General features: G+C 67.9%; 22 protein-coding genes. 16 read left to right on the top strand and 6 right to left on the bottom strand.

The features are described 5' to 3' along the window. Positions 1-2 precede the first annotated feature (2 nt). The 11 genes from ACZ6O0_RS26725 to ACZ6O0_RS26675 all read left to right on the top strand — a co-directional run bounded on the left by ACZ6O0_RS26725 (position 3) and on the right by ACZ6O0_RS26675 (position 9,989). On the top strand, positions 3-1,043 hold the full coding sequence (locus ACZ6O0_RS26725; RefSeq protein ID WP_465767729.1) for a 2Fe-2S iron-sulfur cluster-binding protein: 1,041 nt from the start codon (positions 3-5) through the stop codon (positions 1,041-1,043). Between the two features lies 1 nt (position 1,044). Further along, positions 1,045-2,151 carry an aromatic/alkene monooxygenase hydroxylase subunit beta gene (locus ACZ6O0_RS26720; protein ID WP_465767728.1) on the top strand — a complete coding sequence of 369 codons (1,107 nt, stop codon included), beginning with the start codon at positions 1,045-1,047 and terminating at the stop codon, positions 2,149-2,151. Between the two features lie 2 nt (positions 2,152-2,153). Beyond that, positions 2,154-2,489, top strand: coding sequence for a propane 2-monooxygenase effector subunit MimD (mimD, locus tag ACZ6O0_RS26715; RefSeq protein WP_465767727.1), 336 nt, complete (start codon positions 2,154-2,156; stop codon positions 2,487-2,489). 6 nt (positions 2,490-2,495) lie between these two features. Further along, positions 2,496-3,515, top strand: a complete 1,020-nt coding sequence (locus ACZ6O0_RS26710; protein WP_465767726.1) for an amidohydrolase family protein — start codon at positions 2,496-2,498, stop codon at positions 3,513-3,515. Next, a complete protein-coding gene (locus tag ACZ6O0_RS26705) occupies positions 3,512-4,246 on the top strand; it encodes an iron-sulfur cluster assembly protein (protein ID WP_465767725.1) in 735 nt (244 codons plus the stop codon). Before ACZ6O0_RS26710 ends, ACZ6O0_RS26705 begins: the two co-directional genes overlap by 4 nt. After that, entirely contained in the window at positions 4,243-5,268 is a 1,026-nt protein-coding gene (locus tag ACZ6O0_RS26700) for an NAD(P)-dependent alcohol dehydrogenase (RefSeq protein ID WP_465767724.1), read from the top strand. The genes ACZ6O0_RS26705 and ACZ6O0_RS26700 overlap by 4 nt, the downstream gene beginning before the upstream one ends. Before the next feature lie 19 nt (positions 5,269-5,287). Continuing rightward, positions 5,288-6,937: a chaperonin GroEL gene (groL, locus tag ACZ6O0_RS26695; protein ID WP_465767723.1), complete on the top strand. Its 1,650-nt coding sequence runs from the start codon at positions 5,288-5,290 to the stop codon at positions 6,935-6,937. Between the two features lie 13 nt (positions 6,938-6,950). Then, entirely contained in the window at positions 6,951-7,154 is a 204-nt protein-coding gene (locus tag ACZ6O0_RS26690; protein WP_465767722.1) for an iron dependent repressor, metal binding and dimerization domain protein, read from the top strand. Then, entirely contained in the window at positions 7,151-7,549 is a 399-nt protein-coding gene (locus tag ACZ6O0_RS26685; protein WP_465767721.1) for an ArsR/SmtB family transcription factor, read from the top strand. The genes ACZ6O0_RS26690 and ACZ6O0_RS26685 overlap by 4 nt, the downstream gene beginning before the upstream one ends. Positions 7,550-7,830: 281 nt before the next feature. Then, a complete protein-coding gene (gene miaB, locus ACZ6O0_RS26680) occupies positions 7,831-9,303 on the top strand; it encodes a tRNA (N6-isopentenyl adenosine(37)-C2)-methylthiotransferase MiaB (protein ID WP_465767720.1) in 1,473 nt (490 codons plus the stop codon). Further along, positions 9,300-9,989 carry a phosphotransferase gene (locus tag ACZ6O0_RS26675; protein WP_465767719.1) on the top strand — a complete coding sequence of 230 codons (690 nt, stop codon included), beginning with the start codon at positions 9,300-9,302 and terminating at the stop codon, positions 9,987-9,989. Before miaB ends, ACZ6O0_RS26675 begins: the two co-directional genes overlap by 4 nt. A 17-nt stretch (positions 9,990-10,006) precedes the next feature. On the opposite strand, the gene ACZ6O0_RS26670 is transcribed toward ACZ6O0_RS26675, so the two are convergent. Together ACZ6O0_RS26670 and ACZ6O0_RS26665 are read right to left on the bottom strand one after the other, a co-directional pair. Further along, positions 10,007-11,860, bottom strand: coding sequence for a LamG-like jellyroll fold domain-containing protein (locus tag ACZ6O0_RS26670; RefSeq protein WP_465767718.1), 1,854 nt, complete (start codon positions 11,858-11,860; stop codon positions 10,007-10,009). Between the two features lie 67 nt (positions 11,861-11,927). After that, positions 11,928-12,377, bottom strand: coding sequence for an NUDIX hydrolase (locus ACZ6O0_RS26665; RefSeq protein WP_465768282.1), 450 nt, complete (start codon positions 12,375-12,377; stop codon positions 11,928-11,930). 543 nt (positions 12,378-12,920) lie between these two features. On the opposite strand from ACZ6O0_RS26665, the gene ACZ6O0_RS26660 reads away from it, so the two are divergent. Genes ACZ6O0_RS26660 through ACZ6O0_RS26645 form a run of 4 tightly spaced genes read left to right on the top strand, consistent with a single transcriptional unit; the run spans position 12,921 to position 15,018 of the window. Continuing rightward, positions 12,921-13,598 (top strand): cytidylate kinase family protein, encoded by a 678-nt coding sequence (locus tag ACZ6O0_RS26660; protein WP_465767717.1) that lies wholly within the window; start codon positions 12,921-12,923, stop codon positions 13,596-13,598. 40 nt (positions 13,599-13,638) lie between these two features. Then, positions 13,639-14,022 carry a helix-turn-helix domain-containing protein gene (locus tag ACZ6O0_RS26655; RefSeq protein ID WP_465767716.1) on the top strand — a complete coding sequence of 128 codons (384 nt, stop codon included), beginning with the start codon at positions 13,639-13,641 and terminating at the stop codon, positions 14,020-14,022. Beyond that, entirely contained in the window at positions 13,985-14,794 is an 810-nt protein-coding gene (locus ACZ6O0_RS26650) for an ImmA/IrrE family metallo-endopeptidase (RefSeq protein ID WP_465767715.1), read from the top strand. Before ACZ6O0_RS26655 ends, ACZ6O0_RS26650 begins: the two co-directional genes overlap by 38 nt. Beyond that, complete coding sequence (locus tag ACZ6O0_RS26645) at positions 14,791-15,018, top strand: PIN domain-containing protein (RefSeq protein WP_465767714.1); 228 nt, start codon at positions 14,791-14,793, stop codon at positions 15,016-15,018. Before ACZ6O0_RS26650 ends, ACZ6O0_RS26645 begins: the two co-directional genes overlap by 4 nt. A gap of 184 nt (positions 15,019-15,202) precedes the next feature. Here ACZ6O0_RS26645 and ACZ6O0_RS26640 read toward each other — a convergent pair whose 3' ends face one another. The 3 genes from ACZ6O0_RS26640 to ACZ6O0_RS26630 all read right to left on the bottom strand — a co-directional run bounded on the left by ACZ6O0_RS26640 (position 15,203) and on the right by ACZ6O0_RS26630 (position 16,791). Further along, positions 15,203-15,784: a carboxymuconolactone decarboxylase family protein gene (locus ACZ6O0_RS26640; RefSeq protein ID WP_465767713.1), complete on the bottom strand. Its 582-nt coding sequence runs from the start codon at positions 15,782-15,784 to the stop codon at positions 15,203-15,205. After that, positions 15,774-16,103 carry a hypothetical protein gene (locus ACZ6O0_RS26635; RefSeq protein ID WP_465767712.1) on the bottom strand — a complete coding sequence of 110 codons (330 nt, stop codon included), beginning with the start codon at positions 16,101-16,103 and terminating at the stop codon, positions 15,774-15,776. The genes ACZ6O0_RS26640 and ACZ6O0_RS26635 overlap by 11 nt, the downstream gene beginning before the upstream one ends. A gap of 91 nt (positions 16,104-16,194) precedes the next feature. Then, positions 16,195-16,791 (bottom strand): GNAT family N-acetyltransferase, encoded by a 597-nt coding sequence (locus ACZ6O0_RS26630; protein ID WP_465767711.1) that lies wholly within the window; start codon positions 16,789-16,791, stop codon positions 16,195-16,197. Positions 16,792-16,943: 152 nt separating this feature from the next. Here ACZ6O0_RS26630 and ACZ6O0_RS26625 point away from each other — a divergent pair, with 152 nt between their 5' ends. Next, the gene (locus ACZ6O0_RS26625; protein WP_465767710.1) at positions 16,944-17,684 is read left to right on the top strand and encodes a Type 1 glutamine amidotransferase-like domain-containing protein; all 741 of its coding nucleotides are present in this window, start codon (positions 16,944-16,946) and stop codon (positions 17,682-17,684) included. A gap of 216 nt (positions 17,685-17,900) precedes the next feature. Here ACZ6O0_RS26625 and ACZ6O0_RS26620 read toward each other — a convergent pair whose 3' ends face one another. Then, a complete protein-coding gene (locus ACZ6O0_RS26620; protein WP_465767709.1) occupies positions 17,901-18,596 on the bottom strand; it encodes an RloB family protein in 696 nt (231 codons plus the stop codon). Positions 18,597-18,600 lie beyond the last annotated feature (4 nt).

The raw sequence follows: 18,600 nt of genomic DNA, 5'->3' as shown, positions 1-18,600 counted from the left end.
ACGTGGCCGACACCCACCGGATCCGGTTCGAACCGGTCGACATCGAGATGGACGTCACCGAGGATGACAAGATCCTCGACGCGGCGTTCCGGCAGGGCATCCACCTGATGCACGGCTGCAGGGAGGGGCAGTGCTCCGCCTGCAAGTCCTACATCCTCGAGGGTGACCTGCAGATGGAGCGCTACTCGACCTTCGCCTGCAACGACGCCGAGGTCGCCGAGGGCTACGTGCTGCTGTGCCGGGCCCACGCGTTCAGCGACTGCACGATCGAGCTGCTCAACTTCGACGAGGACGAGCTGCTCGGCGGCATCGCGATCCAGACCGTGACCGCCCGGGTCGCGGCGATCGAGCCGGTCACCCGCGACATCGTCTCGCTGCGGCTGACCACCGGGCAGCCGTTCGAGTTCAGGCCCGGCCAGTACGCCGACATCACCATCCCGGGCACCGACGACCACCGGTCGTTCTCGATGGCGACGACGCAGTCGACCCCGGACCAGCTCGAGTTCCTGATCAAGAAGTACCCGGGCGGACGGTTCTCCGCGCTGCTGGACGGCGAGCTCGCGGTCGGCGACGAGCTGTCGCTGACCGGGCCGTACGGTTCGTCCACCCTCAAGGACGGCCACGTGCTGCCGGTGGTCTGTGTCGCCGGCGGGGCCGGGATGGCACCCATTCTGTCCATCCTGCGGCACCTGCGGGAGACCGGGAGTACCCGGCCGGTCCGGTTCTACTACGGCGCGCGGACCGCCGCCGACCTGTTCTACCTCGACGCGATCCGCGAGCTCGGTGCGGACCTGACCGGGTTCGAGTTCGTCGCCTGCCTGTCCGAGTCGGCCGACGGCGCGGACGGCCTGCAGGCCGAGATCGGCAACGTCACCGACATCGTCGAGCGGCGGGAGGCCGAGCTGCACCGCAGCGAGGTCTACCTGTGCGGCCCGCCGCCGATGGTCGACGCCGCCCTGTCATTGCTGGAGGCAAGCAACGTGCCGAAGGACCAGGTCTTCTACGACAAGTTCACCAGTCCCGTGACAACCGATGGAGTCTGAGATGGCGCAATCGACAGCACCGAAGCAGCGCAGTTTCCCGACGATCGAGTTCACCGACTCCGAGGCCGGCGCGCTGGAGTTCCCGAGCTCGACGAGCCGGTCCTACAACTACTACAAGCCGGCCAAGCTGCGCGCGACGATGTACGAGGACGTCACGGTCGACGTCCAGCCGGACCCCGACCGGCACCTGAGCCAGGGCTGGATCTACGGCTTCGGCGACGGTCCCGGCGGCTACCCGAAGGAGTGGACGGCGGCGAAGTCGTCCAACTGGCACGCCTTCCTCGACCCGAACGAGGAGTGGAACCAGACGATCTACCGGAACAACTCCGCGATCGTCCGGCAGGTCGACCTCGGCCTGCAGAACGCCAAGCGGGCGCGTGCGTACGACGGCTGGAACGCGGCCTGGCTGAAGTTCATCGAGCGCAACCTCGGCGCCTGGATGCACGCCGAGAACGGTCTCGCGCTGCACGTCTTCACCAGCATCCAGCGGTCCGGCCCGACGAACATGATCAACACCGCGGTCGCGGTCAACGCGGCGCACAAGATGCGGTTCGCCCAGGACCTCGCCCTGTTCAACCTGGACCTGTCCGAGGCCGACGTACCGTTCGACGGCGCCGCCCACAAGGAGGTCTGGAAGAGTGCGCCGGAGTGGCAGCCGACCCGCGAGGTGGTCGAGCGGCTGACCGCCGTGGGCGACTGGTGCGAGCTGTTGTTCGCCACCAACATCGTCTTCGAGCAGCTGGTCGGATCGCTGTTCCGGACCGAGCTGGTGATGCAGATCGCCGCCCGCAACGGCGACTACGTCACGCCGACCATCGTCGGCACCGGCGAGCACGACTACGACCGCGACCTCGGCTACACCCGCAACCTGTTCCGGCTGCTGACCCGGGACGCGGAGTTCGGCGAGAGCAACAAGGCCCTGTTCGGCGAGTGGATGGCGACCTGGGTGCCGCGCTGCCTCGACGCCGCGCACGCGCTGCAGCCGATCTGGTCGCAGCCGGCCGACAAGTCCGTCACCTTCGCGGTGAGCCTGGACACGGCCAAGCAGAAGTTCCGTTCCCTGCTCGAGGACCTCGGGCTCGACACTCCGAAGGAGCTGGACCAGTGAGCATGCAGTTCGGATCTGACACCGAGTTCTCCAACAAGTGCGGTGTGACCCTGATGAACACCCCGATCGGCCGCGTCGTCGCCGAGGTGATGGGGGCCAAGGACGGCGTCGAGCTCACCGAGTACCCCTCGATGATCCGGGTGGACGGGGTCGGCCTGCTCGACTTCGACTACGCCGAGCTGTCCGACGCGCTCGGCTCGGAGTTCGACGGGTCGGTGTTCGAGGAGATCTCGTCCACCCACTACGGCCGGATGGTGCACCTGGACGACAAGACCATCCTGTTCGCCAGCCCCGAGGACGCCGCCGAGTACATCGGCTTCGACCTCACCGCGAAGTGAGTGCGCATGTACGAGAAGAACGGTGAGAAGTACTTCGTCGTCGACGCGCACATCGCCCTGTGGGACGCGCGCGCGGCGAACCAGAAGAACATCCACGGCAAGCAGTTCATCGACTGCTTCTACGACTACCACAAGAACCTCAGCCCCGAAGAGGTCGTCTGGGACTACGACACCTACACCTACTACGGCGGCCAGCGGCTGCTGAAGGACCTCTTCGAGGACGGGTACGTCGACCACGCGATCTTCCAGCCGGCCATCCTGGGCGACTTCTACGAGAACGGGTTCGGCCAGACCGAGGAAGCCCTCGCGCTGACCAGGGCGAACCCGGGCAAGCTCACCTACAACCACGCCTGGGACCCGCGGCACGCGGAGGCGGGGCTCGAGCAGCTGCGCAAGGACGCGGCCCGGATGAACCTGCAGGGCGTCAAGCTCTACACCGCCGAGTGGTACGGCGACTCCCGCGGCTGGAAGCTCGACGACCTGTGGTCCAGGCGCTATCTCGAGGAGTGCATCGACCTCGGCATCACCAACATCCATGTCCACAAGGGCCCCACCATCCGGCCGCTGGACCGGGACTCGTTCGATGTCGCCGACATCGACAAGGTGGCGACCGACTACACCGAGCTGAACTTCATCGTCGAGCACGTCGGCCTGCCGCGGCTCGAGGACTTCTGCTGGATCGCGACCCAGGAACCCAACGTGTACGGCGGTCTCGCGGTGGCGATGCCGTTCATCCACAGCCGGCCGGGCTACTTCGCGCAGATCATCGGTGAACTGCTCTACTGGATCGGCGAGGACCGGATCCTGTTCTCCAGCGACTACGCGCTGTGGACGCCGAAGTGGCTGGTGGAGAAGTTCGTCGACTTCCAGATCCCCGCGGAACTGACCGAGTACGCGCCGATCACGGTCGAACAGAAGAAGAAGATCCTCGGACTCAACGCCGCGAAGCTGTACGGCCTCGACGTCCCCGAGGAGCTCAGGCTGCCGGCCGGTGCCGGATCGCGGGAAGAAGCCGTGGCGTCATGATCACGGTCGCCACGTCGCTGCCGTCCGAGGTCGTCGCGGCCCTGGCGACCGTTGTCGACCCCGAGCTGGACCAGCCCATCACCGACCTCGGATTCGTCCGGTCGATCCGGATCGACGACGCCGGCGTGACCGTGCACCTGCGGTTGCCGACGTCGTTCTGTGCCCCGAACTTCGCCTACCTGATGGCATCCGACGCGGTCGACGCCCTGCGCCGGGTGCCTCAGGTGGGGAAGGTGACCGTCCGGCTGGACGACCACCACGACTCGGACAAGATCAACGCCGGCCTGGCCGCGGACGCGGGCTACGTCGGCACCTTCGGGTCCGAGGCGGAGCGGGACCTGGACGACCTGCGCCGGATCTTCCAGCGCAAGGCGCACACGGCGGCGATGGAGCGCAGCGTGATGGCGCTCCTCACGTCGACCGGCACCACCGTCGAGCAGTTGCCCGGGCTCACGCTCGGGCAACTGCCCGGCGGTCCGCACAAGGAGGCCCTGCTGCGCCGCCGGACCGACATCGGGCTCGGCATCCGCCCGGACGACCTGGTGCTCGTCGACGACGACGGCGTACCCGTGCCGCCCGAAGCGGTGCCGCTGCGGTTGCGGTTCGCGAAGGCGGTGCGGATCTCGGTCGAGGGCAACGCGCACTTCTGCCGGGGCCTGCTGGCCACCAGGTACGACGACGAGCCGGGCGGCCTGGCCACCCGGATCACCAATACGAGGAGGACCGCATGAGAGCCGTCCAGGTCATCGGCTATCACAGCAAGCTTCAACTGGCCGACGTTCCCGAGCCGAAGGTCACCGGGCCGCTCGACGTCGTGGTCAGGATCGGCGGCGCGGGTGTCTGCCGGACCGACCTGCACATCCTCGAAGGGCAGTGGGCCGAGAAGAGCGGCGTACGGCTCCCGTACACGATCGGCCACGAGAACGCGGGCTGGGTGCACGCGGTCGGCGACGCCGTCACGCACGTCTCCGTCGGCGACAAGGTGATCCTGCACCCGCTGATCACCTGCGGGCTGTGCCGGGCCTGCCGCTCGGGCGACGACGTGCACTGCGAGTCCAGCAGCTTCCCGGGCATCGACACCGACGGCGGGTACGCCGAGTACCTGCACACCACCGCCCGCAGCGTCGTACGGATCGACGATCGCCTGGAGCCGGCCGATGTGGCGGCGCTGGCCGACGCCGGGCTGACGGCGTACCACGCGGTGGTCAAGGCCGCCCGGGCACTGCGGCCGGGTGCCGTCTGCGTGATGATCGGCGCCGGCGGGCTCGGGCACATCGGGGTCCAGGTGATGAAGGCGATCTCGGCCGCCACCGTGGTCGTCGTCGACCGCAACAAGGCCGCGGTCGACCTGGCCGTCGAGATCGGCGCCGACCACGGAATAGTTGCCGATGGCACCCATGTGGACCAGGTCCGGGAGCTCACCCGCGGGCAGGGCGCCGAGGCCGTCGTCGACTTCGTCGGCGAGGGCGGCGCGACCGCCGACGGGGCGGCGATGCTGCGGCGGGCCGGCAACTACTACGTCGTCGGGTACGGCGAAAACCTCGACGTACCGACCATCGACGTCATCTCGACCGAGATCAACTTCATCGGGAACCTGGTCGGGTCCTACAACGACCTGCAGGACCTGATGGAGCTCGCGGCGCAGGGCAAGGTCGCGCTGCACACCACGAAGTACCCGCTGGAGAAGTTCCAGCAAGCCCTCGACGATCTCGACCACGGCCGGGTCCGCGGCCGGGCGATCCTCATCCCGTGACAGCGAAGGCGGTCTGACCATGGCGAAGGAAGTACGGTTCAACACGGATGCGCGACGGTTGCTCGAGTCCGGGGTGAACGCGCTCGCGGACGCGATCAAGGTGACGCTGGGCCCGAAGGGCCGCAACGCGGTGCTGGAGAAGCTGACCGGTCCACCGACCATCACCAACGACGGAGTCACCATCGCGCGGGAGATCCAGCTGCGCGAGCCGTTCGCCAACATGGGCGCGCAGCTGGTGAAGGAAGTCGCGATGAAGACCAACGGCGTGGTCGGCGACGGCACCACCACCGCGACCGTGCTGGCCCAGGCGATGGTGCGCGAGGGTCTGCGCGCGGTCGACGCCGGCGCGAACCCGATGCGGGTACGGCGTGGTATCGAGCAGACCGTACCGGTCGTGATCGAGGCCCTCCGGAGCCGGGCCGTTGCCGTCGGCGCGCGGGACGAACTGCGGCACATCGCGACGCTGGCGGCCAGCGACGACGAGACCATCGGCACGGTGATCGCCGACGCGGTCGACTGGGTCGGGCGCAACGGTGTCGTCACCACCGAGGAGTCCGACACACTGGGGATGTCGGTGGAGGTTGTCGACGGCATCGAGTTCGACCACGGGTACGTGTCGGCGTACATGGTCACCGACCGGGAGCGGATGGAGACCGTCTACGACAACCCGGTGATCCTGCTGACGAACAAGAAGATCACCCAGGTGCAGGACATCATGCCGACCGTCGAGGTGGCGCAGCGCGCGGAGCGGCCGCTCGTCGTCCTCGCCGAGGACGTCGACGGACCGGCGTTGCAGCTGCTGGTCGGCGGCAACATGCACAACACGATGCGGTCCGTCGTCGTGCACGCCCCCGGCTTCGGCCACCGCCGGATCGCGGAGCTGGAGGATCTCGCGACCGCGCTCGGCGGCACGGTGATCGCGAAGGACACCGGCCTCGACCTGCACGAGGTCACCCGCGAACACCTCGGGTCCTGCGACCGGATCACGATCACCGAGAACAGCACCACGATCGTCGGCGGCCACGGCGACGCGTCCCTGGTGGAGGCGCGGATCGCCCAGCTGGAGAAGCAGTTCGAGCGGGCCAAGATCGACGCGGACCAGGACAGCCTGCAGCTGCGGATGGCACGGCTGGCCGGCAAGGTCGCGGTGATCCGGGTCGGCGGCGCGACCAGCGTCGAGCTGAAGGAGCGGATGCTGCGGGTCGAGGACTCGCTGGCCGCCACCCGGGCCGCGCTCGAGGAAGGCGTCGTCGCCGGTGGCGGGACCGCCCTGGTGCAGGCGCAGGCCGCGCTGGCGAAGCTCGAGCTGACCGGCGACGAGGCGATCGGGCGGGACGTCGTACGACGCGCCCTGCCGGAACCGATGCGGTGGATCGCGATCAACGCCGGGTACGACGGCGACGAGGTGGTGGCGCGGGCCGCCGAACTGCCCCTCGGCCACGGTTTCAACGCGCTCACCGGCCGGTACGCCGACATGGTCGCCGACGCGGTCATCGACCCGTTGAAGGTCACCCGGGCGGCGTTCGAGAGCGCGGCCTCGATCGCCGCGCTGCTGATCACCACCGAGACCGCTGTGGTCGAAGAGATCCTGGGCAACCCGGGCGCCATCATGGCGCCGGGCTTCGGTGATCTGGCCGAGGGCATGGTCCGCCCGTCCAACATCTACTGAGTGGAGGCTGGTCATGGACAGCAGACGTCAGCAGTTGCTGGAGACCTTCCTGCACCGCGTCCTCGGCGTCGACCTGGCCGAGGTCGGTGCGGAGGCCGCCGTCCTCGGGCAGGGACTGAGTGAGCGGCTCGAGGACCTGATCGACGCGGCGCTCGGCCACCCGACGCGGGACCCGTACGGAACGCCGATCCCGCCCAAGGCTCGCGTCGACGCATGATCGAGCCGACCTCGCCCCAGCTCGCCACCGCCGCCCGGACCTTCGGGCTGCTGATCGCCCCGGTCCGGCTGCACCTGGTGGCGTTGGCGAGCTGTGCCGAGTACGACGTCGGCACGCTGGCGGCCTTGACGGGCGTCAGCGTGCAGACGGCGAGTCAGCATCTCGCCAAGCTCCGGCTGGCCGGACTGGTGCACGCCCGGCGGGAGGGGCGCCGGCTGTTCTACACCGTCGACGACCCGCATGTGATCGCCCTGGTCGAGCAGATCTTCGCCCATGTGGCTCCCGACGGCTCGCTCGCGCCGGATCCTCCGCGGCCCGATCGCCCGCGGGCCGAGCGATCGCGGGCCGACGGACCGTGGGCCGACGGATCGTGGGATTGGGCGCGGCTCGGTTAGGAGCGGCTCCCGGGCCGGTGCGGGCGGGCCCCCGGCCCGGGAGCCAGGCGTGTCAGCGGGACCGGCCACCGCCGCAACAGCCACCGGCGGCAATGGTGGCTGCGGTCGCGGGCTCCTGCACTACCGGCTTGCGGTCTCGTGACGGGGCGGGCGAGGAACTGACGGGGAGAACTGTTCATGCCCCTCACTGTTCTCGGCGGGAGCTGGCCGGTCAGGGGGTTGCAGGCAGCCGGTCCCAGGTAGGGATTTGTCTACCGGGGGACGTACTCTTGGTGGCTGTCATGCGTACTTATGAGGTCCGCACCTACGGGTGTCAGATGAACGTCCACGACTCCGAGCGCCTGCGCGGGCTGCTGGAGGACGCTGGTTATGTCCGCGCGCCCGAGGGTGACCAGGCCGATGTGGTCGTCTTCAACACGTGCGCGGTCCGGGAGAACGCCGACAACAAGTTGTACGGCAACCTCGGTCACCTCGCGCCGGTGAAGGCCAAGAACCCCGGGATGCAGATCGCGGTCGGCGGCTGCCTGGCGCAGAAGGACAAGGCCTCGATCGTGGGCAAGGCGCCGTGGGTCGACGTGGTCTTCGGCACCCACAACATCGGCTCGCTGCCGGTGCTGCTGGAGCGGGCCCGGGTCGAGCGGGAGTCGCAGGTCGAGATCCTCGAGTCGCTCGAGGTGTTCCCGTCGACCCTGCCGACCCGGCGCGAATCGCCGTACTCGGCCTGGGTGTCGGTGAGCGTCGGCTGCAACAACACCTGCACGTTCTGCATCGTCCCGGCGCTGCGCGGCCGCGAGAAGGACCGCCGGCCGGGGGAGATCCTGGCCGAGGTCGAGGCGCTGGTCGCCGAGGGCGTGCTCGAGGTTACCCTGCTCGGCCAGAACGTGAACTCGTACGGCGTGGAGTTCGGCGACCGCTACGCGTTCTCGAAGCTGCTCCGGTCGTGCGGCGGGATCGAGGGCCTGGAGCGGGTCCGGTTCACCTCGCCGCACCCGCGGGACTTCACCGCGGACGTGATCGAGGCGATGGCCGAGACGCCGAACGTGATGCCCTCGCTGCACATGCCGCTGCAGTCCGGGTCGGTCCGGGTGCTGAAGGCGATGCGGCGCTCGTACCGTCGTGATCGGTATCTTCGGATCATCGAGGACGTCCGCGCCGCGATGCCGGATGCGGCGATCACGACCGACATCATCGTCGGGTTCCCGGGGGAGACCGAGGAGGACTTCCAGGGCACGCTCGACGTGGTCCGGCAGGCCCGGTTCGCGGGCGCGTTCACCTTCCAGTACTCCAAGCGCCCGGGCACGCCGGCCGAGTCGATGGAGGACCAGGTCCCGCGCGAGGTCGTCCAGGAGCGGTACGAGCGTCTCGTCGCCCTGCAGGACGACATGGCGTGGGACGAGAACAAGGCGATCGTCGGGCGGTCGCTCGAGGTGCTCGTGGCGGAGGGGGAGGGGCGCAAGGACGCCGCCACCCACCGGCTCAGCGGCCGGGCGCGCGACAACCGGCTCGTTCACTTCGCGCTCCCGTCGGGTGTCGAGGCGCCGCGTCCCGGCGACCTGGCGACCGTCGAGGTCACGTACGCCGCGCCGCATCACTTGGTCGCCGATGTCTTCGGCGCCGTACGCCGTACTCGCGCCGGCGACGCGTGGGAGCGCGCCCAGGACGCACCGGCCGCCACACCTGGCGTGATGCTAGGCATGCCGACAATCGGCGCCAAGCCTCTCGAACCGGCAGCCGGCGGCTGCCAGGTCGGTTGACGGCCCAGCCAGGCGGAGGGTCATCTCTCCTTCCGCCCGACGCCGAGCCGTTCGCCTCCGGGCGGGACGCGGACATCTTCTCGATCGACGACCAGTGGGTCCTGCGCCGCTACCGCGACGGCTTTCCCGTCCGCGACGAGGCGGACTACATGCGGCACGTCGCGAAGTACGACTACCCGGTTCCGGCGGTCCGCGAGATCGTCGGCCCGGACATGGTGATCCAGCGCCTGAACGGTCCCACCCTCGCGGACGCGGCGATCGCCGGTGACCTCACCGGGACCGAGCTCGGCGAGATCCACGCCGACCTGCACCGCCGCCTGCAAGCGATCCCCGCACCCAGCGGCACGCCGGGTCACGTCGTGGTCCACGGCGACCTTCACCCGCTGAACGTGATCGCCACCGACTCCGGCCCGGTCGTCATCGACTGGCGCAACGCCCACGAAGGCACAGCGGCGTACGACGTCGCGATGACCGCGATCATCTGCGCCCAGGTCGCGCTCGACCCGTCCTTCGAGGCGCTGACCCCACTCGTGCGCGAGGCCCTCGGGGCTTACCTCGCCAACTCCATCGACCCCACGCCCGGCCTCCCCGACGCGCTCGCCGTCCGCGGCCGGAACGTCACACTGACCCCCGAGGAACGAGCGCTCCTGCCCGCGCAGGAAGCGCTCATCCGCTCGTATCTCTAGGCGGTTCCGGAACCGCTCTACGCGTTCAGGAACTGTGACGGCTTCAGCGCGCGGGTGACGATCCGGAGCTCGCCGATGTGGCCGGCGAAGGCCTGCTCGATCACGTTGTCGTAGTGGTTGGCGGCCAGCAACCACGGTTTGCCGGCGGTCGCGAGCCCGTTGGACGGGGTCGCCGGATTGCGCAGGAGTGGCGACGAGTCGACGTACAGCGTGCTGTGCTTGCCGTCGTTGACCACCGCGAGGTGGAACCACTTCCCGGCGACCTGCTCGTGGCCCCAGTTCGTGAAGGTGTCGTTGCGGTCGAGCGGGTACACCGCCCACTGCAGCTGGCGTCCGCCGGAGAAGGCGAGGTTCACCACCGGCTCGGACGGGTCGCTCCCGGTCTTGCCGGCGTCGGCGCCCGTACCCATCCGGCTGAGCAGACCCTCCCACGAGTGGTCCGCGTCGTCGTCCGCGAGCTTCACGAACGCCTCGATCGTGTAGCCGTTGGTGAACGTGAGCGCGTTGAGCGGCGCGTTGGCCGCCGTACGAAGGTAGCCGCCGCGGGCCGGGTTCTTGCCACCGGCAAACAACCAGCTGGCGTGACCTGGCTGGTCGGGGTGGAACTCGTTCGACGTCGTCGGCGCATCGCCGCCCAGCTGCACACGCGTCAGATGGTTGCCCTTGCCCGAGTGGTCGACCACCTGGTCGGTGACCGGCCCGTCGAAGCGCCAGTACGCCGCTGTGCCCGGGATCACGAGCTGCTTGGCCGGCCGAGCCGGGCGGAGCGGGACCGGAGCGAATCCGGCGAACCGCTCGGCGAAGTCGATCGGAATGCTGAACCGGTTGGTGTCGTCGGTCAGCTCGAGCTCACCCTCCGCCAGCTCACTGCGCCGGGCCGGGTCCTGGCCCATGATCCACGGTGCGATCGTCTCCACGTCGATCGTGTTCCGCGCCAGGTCGAAGTGGTAGAGCCGGATCATGCCGGACCCGCCGTAGTACCGGTCCTGGTAGTTGGTCAGGTGCAGGTGCACGTCGTGACCGGCCGCGTTCTGGCGGACCACCCGGCCGGGCGGCCAGAAGTGCCCGTTGAGGGTGAGGAAGATCTGGTCGTTGTCCTTGACCAGCTGGTCCCAGACCCGGTTGCCGTGGTCGGTGAAGTACGCCACCGGGTTGCCGTGGTCGGCGTTCACCAGCTCGTGCGTGGTGAGGATCACCGGCAGCTTCGGGTGCTTGGCGATCACGTCGCGCGCCCACGCGAAGCTCGCGTCCGACGGCCGCCAGTCCATTGCCAGCAGCAACCACTGCCGCCCGGCCGCGCGGAACACGTGGTACGAGTTGTACCCGTTGGCCGTCGATCCGCCGTACGTCGCCATCCGCCGGAACCGCTGCGGCCCGAACGTGCTCAGGTACGGCGACGCCCCGCGGGTATCGTCCTTCGACGCGTCGATGTCGTGGTTGCCGGCCAGCACGCTGTACGGGAACCGGGCCCGGTCGAGGATCTTGAACACGGGATCGGCCTGGGCGAACTCCATCGCCAGCGCGTTCTCCACCACGTCACCCAGATGCGCGACGAACACGATGTTCTCGTCCGCCCGCTGCTCGATCAGCCACTCGAAACTCGCCGTCAGCGGCGCCGGGTCCCCCCGATCCTGATCGAACTGATACTGCGTATCCGGCACAACGGCTACCGTGAACCGCGGGTGCTCTGTATCGACCTGCCCGCCCGCCTGGCCCGTCGCCTCCGGTTGGGCGGCCGCGGCACTCCCGGCACCCAACACACCGGGCGCGATCACCGCACCAGCCCCGAGTGCCCCCGCCTGCAGGAGCCGCCGCCGGCTCGTCCCGTCGTACTGCTGATCCATCGCCGCCTCCACGAGCCTCGCTGACACCGCAGCGAACTCTAAAGCGGTTCAGCCCAGCGATCGGTGAACACGAGGCGAATCCTGGAAGCAGAAGTCAGAAGCCGTGCGCAATCACCGCCGGCAGCCCATCACCACCCAACCCCGCCAGCACCCGAGCCTCATGCGGCACCACCGGCTCCGGCAACTTGTCCAGCGAGAACCAATCCAGCCCCGCGGCCTTCTCCGCCTCCATCAACCGCGGCTCACCCGCCCACCGACTCGTCATGAAGAAGAAATCCACCCGCTCATCAATCGGATCCCCGTTCCCCCCGGTCCGGTGCATCGCCGTCACCGCCACCAGATCCGCCGGATCGATCTCCACCCCGACCTCTTCCCGAACCTCCCGCACCGCGGCCTCCAGCACCGACTCCCCCTTCTCCACATGCCCAGCCGGCACCGCCCAATACCCATCCATGTATCCGGTGTTGGCCCGCAGCAACATCAACACCTCATCCCCCCGCCGAAGCACGACGTACGCCGCCGGAACCACCCGAAACCGATCCATGCCCAGCACCCTAATCACCCCCGCCGACACCAAAGGACGCACCTTCGGCGCGACAGTTCCTATTGGCCGGCTCCGCCGGCGCGCGGACTCCTGTCCCGGAGCCACACACTCGGCGGACAACCCCGTGACACGGGGGAAGGACACGCCTTCGGCGCGGCTGTCCTGCTGGCCGCGTACCGCGGCGCGCGGACCGCGTCACGGCTCCACGCACTCGGCGAACAGCCGGGGTGACGAGCTCGGACACCGCTTCGCGGCGGCAGTTCTGTTGGCCGCCTGCGGCGGCGCGGACTCCTGTCCCGGACACACGCACCCCTGCGAACAACTCGTGACTCGAGGAAGGACACGCCTGCGGCGCGGCTGTCCCGTCGGCCGCGTACCGCGGCGCGCCGACTGCGTCACGGCTCCACGCACTCGGCGAACAGTCGGGGCGACGAGCCACGACACCGCTTGGCGGCGGGGGACACGCGGTGGGTCCGCCCCACACCGCGACCGCCCTAGGGTGTGCTCTACGTGAGAGTTCGAGACGCAGGATGGCGGTAGGGAATGGAATACGGCACCCGCGGAGATCTCCTTGGGAGTTTGGCGGAGGCGGTCGGCGCTGTCGCGAACGGGCATCCGACGCGGGTTGCTCTCGATGGAGTGCCGGCTGCGGGGAAGACCACGCTGGCTGATGAGCTTGCCGTCGTACTGCGCGACCGGGGCCGTGAAGTCATCCGCGGGACGATCGAAGACTTCCTGACGCCTCGGTCGCGGCGGTATCGGCGCGGCGAGGATTCCGCCGAAGGTTGCTATCACGACAGCTTTGATTTCGACGCGCTGCATCGGGTGCTGCTCGATCCGCTGGGGCCAGATGGAGACCAAAGGTTTCAGCAGGCGGTGTACGACAAGGTGACGGACACTGCCCGGTCCGAGCGATTCATGACGGCGTCGGCGGACGCCGTACTGCTCTTCGACGGTGTGTTTCTCATGCGTCCGGAGCTGATTGGCCGGTGGGACCTGCGCATCTTCGTGTCAGCGGCGTTCGAGAGGACGCTCGATCGCGCCCGGGTCCGAGATCAGTCTGAGTCCAGAGCCGCCACCGAGGTCGAGCGACGGTATCGCAGCCGCTACATGCCCTCCCAGCAGTTCTACTTCGACACGGTCCGCCCGACCGATCACGCCGACATCATCGTGCACAACGACGACCCCCACCACCCAGCGTGGGAAGCCCGCTCACGCTGATACCGAGCCGGGTGTGGGCTGGTCCTCTGTGGACTCAGAAATGCGGTTCGACCAGGTGTGCGAAACTCGCACACATGGGAGAGGTGGACGAGAAGACGCTGGGGTCCGGGTTCGGGAGGCGCGTGAGTCGGCGGGTTTGACCCAGGGGGAGCTTGCTTCTCGCGTCAACCTCGATCGGACCGCAGTGAACAAGATCGAAGGCGGCATTCGCAAGGTCACTGCCCTCGAGTTGTCGGACATCGCGACAGCGCTCGGGGTGCGCATGGCCTCGTTCTTCTCCGAGCCGATTCCGGCAATCGTGTCGCACCGGTCTGCTCAGGGTTTGGATACGGCTGACTCGAAGATCGGATCGGCTGCTGGCGAATGTCGCCTCCGACGTCGAGTTCGTGCACACCTTGGCTGCGGCGGAACTTGGCCTCCCTGACGGCACCGCGGTGGCGTTGCCCCGGCCGGACGCTCTGTCCGACGCGGACAGCTTGGCGGTCGAAGTACGGACATTGCTTGGGCTTGATGCGGCTGAGCCGGTGCACGACCTCGTGGGGTGCGTTGCCTCGATCGGGCTGTTGGCGTTTTCGTTCGACCTCGGGGTCGATACGGCGGACGCCGGGACGATTCTGCTTCGTCAGGGCGGTGTGAGCCTGATCAACAGTCACAACAAGGTCGGGAGACGGCGGCTCGCGCTGGCTCACGAGCTGGGCCACTTCCTGGTCGCGGACGAGTACACGGTCGATTGGCGCGTCACGGATCTGCGGAGCAGCGACCTGGAGTCGAGACTCGACCGGTTCGCGCGTTCGCTGTTGTTGCCGGAGCCGGGCGTCCGGGCCGCGTGGGATCGGCACGCGTCACGGCACCCTCGAGAGGCGTCAGTACTGCTCGCCAGCGACTTTCGCGTCGACATGGCCACGCTCTCCAGAAGGCTGGACGAGTTGCGGCTCGTCGACAGCTCCGGCGCCGCGCTCATCCGTTGCGTCAAGACGACGCGCACCGACATCGTCGATTTCGGGCTCTACGTTCCCACCGACCTGGAAGGGACCAGCCTTCCCGTGCCGTTCCAGAAGGCAGTACTGCGGGCCTTCCGTGATGAGCGGATCAGCCGCGAACGCGCCCTCGAACTCCTCTACGGAACCTTCGTCGACGACGACCTACCTGCCCTGAGGGAGCGGCGGGAAGACGAGCTCTGGAACTTCGTGTCGTGACGCGGACCTCGGACGGGCTGGTGTTCGACACCGGCCCGCTGCGGCAACTCGCCGTAGAAGGCTGGCTCGGCGTCCTGAAGTTCCTCGCCGGAGACCGGCTGGTTCTCATCCCCGAGAGTGTCGAGCGGGAGCTCAAGAACCAGCTGGATGCGTTACCTGTCTTGCATCAGGTCTTGGACGCGGACTGGCTCAGCGTCGACGCCGTGACGACATGCCGTTCCTGATGGCGTTCGCGGGCTATGAGCAACGACTCGCTGTCGGCCAACGGAACCGCGGCGAGTGCGGCGCACTGGCACTCGGCAAGACGCGCGGCTTCCGCTGCTCTGCAACGCGATGGGCGGATTCAGGAAATGGGCCTGCGAGGAAGGCCTCATCGAGTACGAATGACCCGAGACCGTCTGGCTCGGGTTAGCGGTAGCCGCGTTTGAGGAGGTAGCTGGCTCCTGCGTCGAAGTCTTCGGGAGTGAGTTGGGCGAAGCCGAAGGTGTCGGCCAGGCGGTTGGTGGTGTTGAAGGCGGCGCAGACTGCCAATGCGTCCGTGATCTGCTGGGGTGAGACGCCGGTCGCCAGGACGTCGCGCATGTCGTCGGGGCCGATCTTTCCGTCGCGGGTCAGCTTGCCGAGCATGCGGAGCGTTGCCCGGAGAGGTTCCTCGATCGGGGCCGAGGCCAGGTCGGTGAGTACGGCGGTCACCCGCGGGGCGTCCTCGTACGCCTGACTGGCGGTTGCGGTGTGGGCGCTGATGCAGAACGCGGAGTCGTTCACCTTCGACACGTAGGCGGCCATCAGTTCGCGGTCGCCGACGGCCCAGGCGGACGGGCCGCGCATCGCCTCGTGGGTGAACCGCTTGGCCTGGGTGCCGTAGAAATCGGGTCGGTAGAAGACGAGCTTGGCGGCGTCCGGTACCGGGTGGCGGGAGAACAGCCGGATGACCGCGAACAGCAGCTTGGTGCCGGCGCCGTACCCGTGGTTGAGGATCTCAGGACGCATGATCCGGCCTCCCGTCGGAGGTTGCTTCGGCGAGGGCGGCCAGTCCGGCTTCGTACAGGCGGGAGGACTGGCCGACCGCGGCGCAGACCACCAGTTCGAAGAGCTGGTCCTCGGTGCAGCCCGAGGCCAGTGCTGTAGCCAAGTCCTCGTCGGTGATTTCCGTCGGTCTGTCGGCAACCTTGGCGATCAGTGCGTCCAACGGTGGGGAGAGGCCGTCGTTGTTGAAGGCGTGCGTACGCTGCTCCGCGGGTGCTCTGCCCTTCCCGTTCAGGACGGAATCCACTACGGCTTGCTGCGCTGCTTGCTTCTCATCCAGCACGGCGTTCTCGCCTCCTCGACAGTCCGGGTTCTCTGCCCTCACCTGTATGACGATCGGCGCGGCGCCGATGCGACACACAGCCGAAGACTGGTCAGGCCGGGGTGACGGTGGTGCTCATGACGCAGTGGTTCTTGCCTTTGGGGCGGAGGTAGGTGAAGCCGGCTTGTTCGAAGAGGGTGCGGGTGCCGTTGTAGAGGAAGGAGGCGGTGATCTTCTTGCCGGCGGTGTCTTGGGGGTAGGCCTCGACGGTCCCGCCGCCGGCCTGTGCGATCAGGTCCAGGGCGCCGCGGAGGGCGACTGCGGAGACGCCTTGGCGGCGGTATCTGCGGTCGATGAAGAAGCAGGTCAGGCGGTAGTCGGGCGGGCTTTCCATAGCCGCCTCGTACTCCTTGCGGTGGTTGACGTTCGGCAGCTCGTTCGGTGCGCCGTACTCGCACCATCCGACCGCGACATCTCCGTCGAACACCAGCGCCGCGTGGGCTCGGCCCTCCTCGACCAGCCGTTGTTTGAGGTTCCGGTTGTCCGCCGCCTCGAAGGTCTTCTCCTCATGAAGCGTGTGGAAAAACGTGCACCAGCAGCCGCCCCACACCCCGTTGTGCCGCTCCGCGAGATCCGCGAACGCGTCCCAGGTCTCTGGCGTGAGCGGCCGGACCACCAGTTCGCTGACTGTCGCACTGATCTTGGCCATGAGGTGAGCGTATGACGACATCCGGACAATCTTCGTCCGGAAAGATCTGACATCTTCGTCAACTGAGACCGGGGCTGCCGGACCGCACCCGCAGTAAGGTCGCGCCGGAGCAGGTTTCGGGGCGCGTGCCTCGCCGTAGCGAAGGTAGGAACATGAGAGCTCTCCTCACATCGGGCGGGATCAAGAACAGCAGCATCCACGACGCGCTGGTCGACCTGCTGGGCAAACCGATCTCCGAGTCCAATGCCCTCTTCATCCCCACCGCTCTCTACCCGTTCCCCGGCGGCGCGGGCATGGCGTGGCGGGCGATCAGCGGCAAGAGTCCATCGCGGTTGGCCGAACTGGGGTGGAAATCGCTGGGGATCCTGGAGTTGTCGGTGCTGCCGAGCATCGACGAGGCTGCTTGGGTGCCAGCGGTCCGGGACGCCGATGCCCTGCTGGCCTGGGGCGGCGACCCCGTCTTTCTCGCCAACTGGATGCGGCGCTCTGGGCTGACGGACCTGCTGCCGACTCTGCGTCCCGAGGCGGTCTACGTCGGGGTGAGCGCCGGGAGCATGGCTGCGACCTCCACCTTCGTCGAGACCTACACCGAGCCGCCCCGCGGAAGCGATGGACCGCTGAAGTCGGAGGACGTCGTCTTCACCACGCCCGAGGGCGACATCGACAGAACCCTGGTCACCGCCCAGGGAGCGGGACTCGTCGACTTCGCGGTGATCCCGCACCTGGAGCACGAGTACCACCCGGACGCATCCTTCGCGAACGCCGAGAAGTGGGCGGCACGCATCCCCGCGCCGACGTACGCCATCGACGACGACACCGCCATCAAGGTCATCGACGGCACCCCCGAGATCATCTCCGAAGGCCAATGGAAACTGTTCCAGCCCCTGACTTGATCTGAAGCCCGGCGCGACCTGCGTTGCTCGCCACTGTGCCTCCGTGGCCCGCCGGTGTCGGATCCACACCTGGTTATGCGGCTCCGCCAGATCCGCGAACACGTCCCAAGTCTCAGTCGTGAGCGCCCGAACCGGCAGTTCGCCACCCAACACCCTGGTCCAGGTCATAGGCGGATCGATCGCACCGACTACCGCGCGGTGGTCGTCAAGTGCTCCTCAAGAAGCGTCGCCGCGATTGGGTGCCGGCCGAGTGCTGGTTGTTGGCTTCGGTGGGGCAACGGCTGCCACGAACTCATGCATTGTTGATGAGGGGTTGTCCTTAGGGAACGCCGTTCCATTGCCTTCGTGCCGCTTCGCCAGGGCTCTGGCGCGTCTGGCTGCCTGCTCTCGCTTGGGGAGATAGACCGCAGGATCGATGTGCTTGCCCGAGCGTCCATCCAGTCGACAGCTCATGGCAACCGCGGGGGCCGTGTTGAGGAACGCGGTGTGATCCTTGAAATGCATGATCAGCCAGATCTCGAAACAAGGATTCGAGATCGCGAGACGAACGCCGTGGGAGCGGGCCAGCTCGACTGCCTTCTTCAAATGAGGATGAGGCTTCGGCGATTCGACGTCGAAGATGCACCACACCTCATCGATCTCCGCGTCGTCCTTCTTTGCGAGAGCTTTCTGCACCAGCGTGTACGGTACGCCGTGCGCCGGATCGATCTCGATCTCGATCGCAGTGTTTCTTTCGACGTCTGGCAGCCGCTTCAGCCCGTTGATGTAGTCCGGTTCTGAGTTCTCACCTTCGCAGAACACAACGATGGTCTTCCTCTCGGCCCTCGTCCCCGAGGTGCGTCTGAGGCTCTTCGGCCTCGAGCGCCGAGCTGCCCGCTCGCCCGCACGGGTCTGCCTCTGCGGTGTCGTCATCCCC

Source organism: Kribbella sp. NPDC048837, assembly GCF_055586945.1.
Note: the sequence above shows the minus strand (reverse complement) of the source record. Positions and strands in the feature narration are given on the sequence as shown.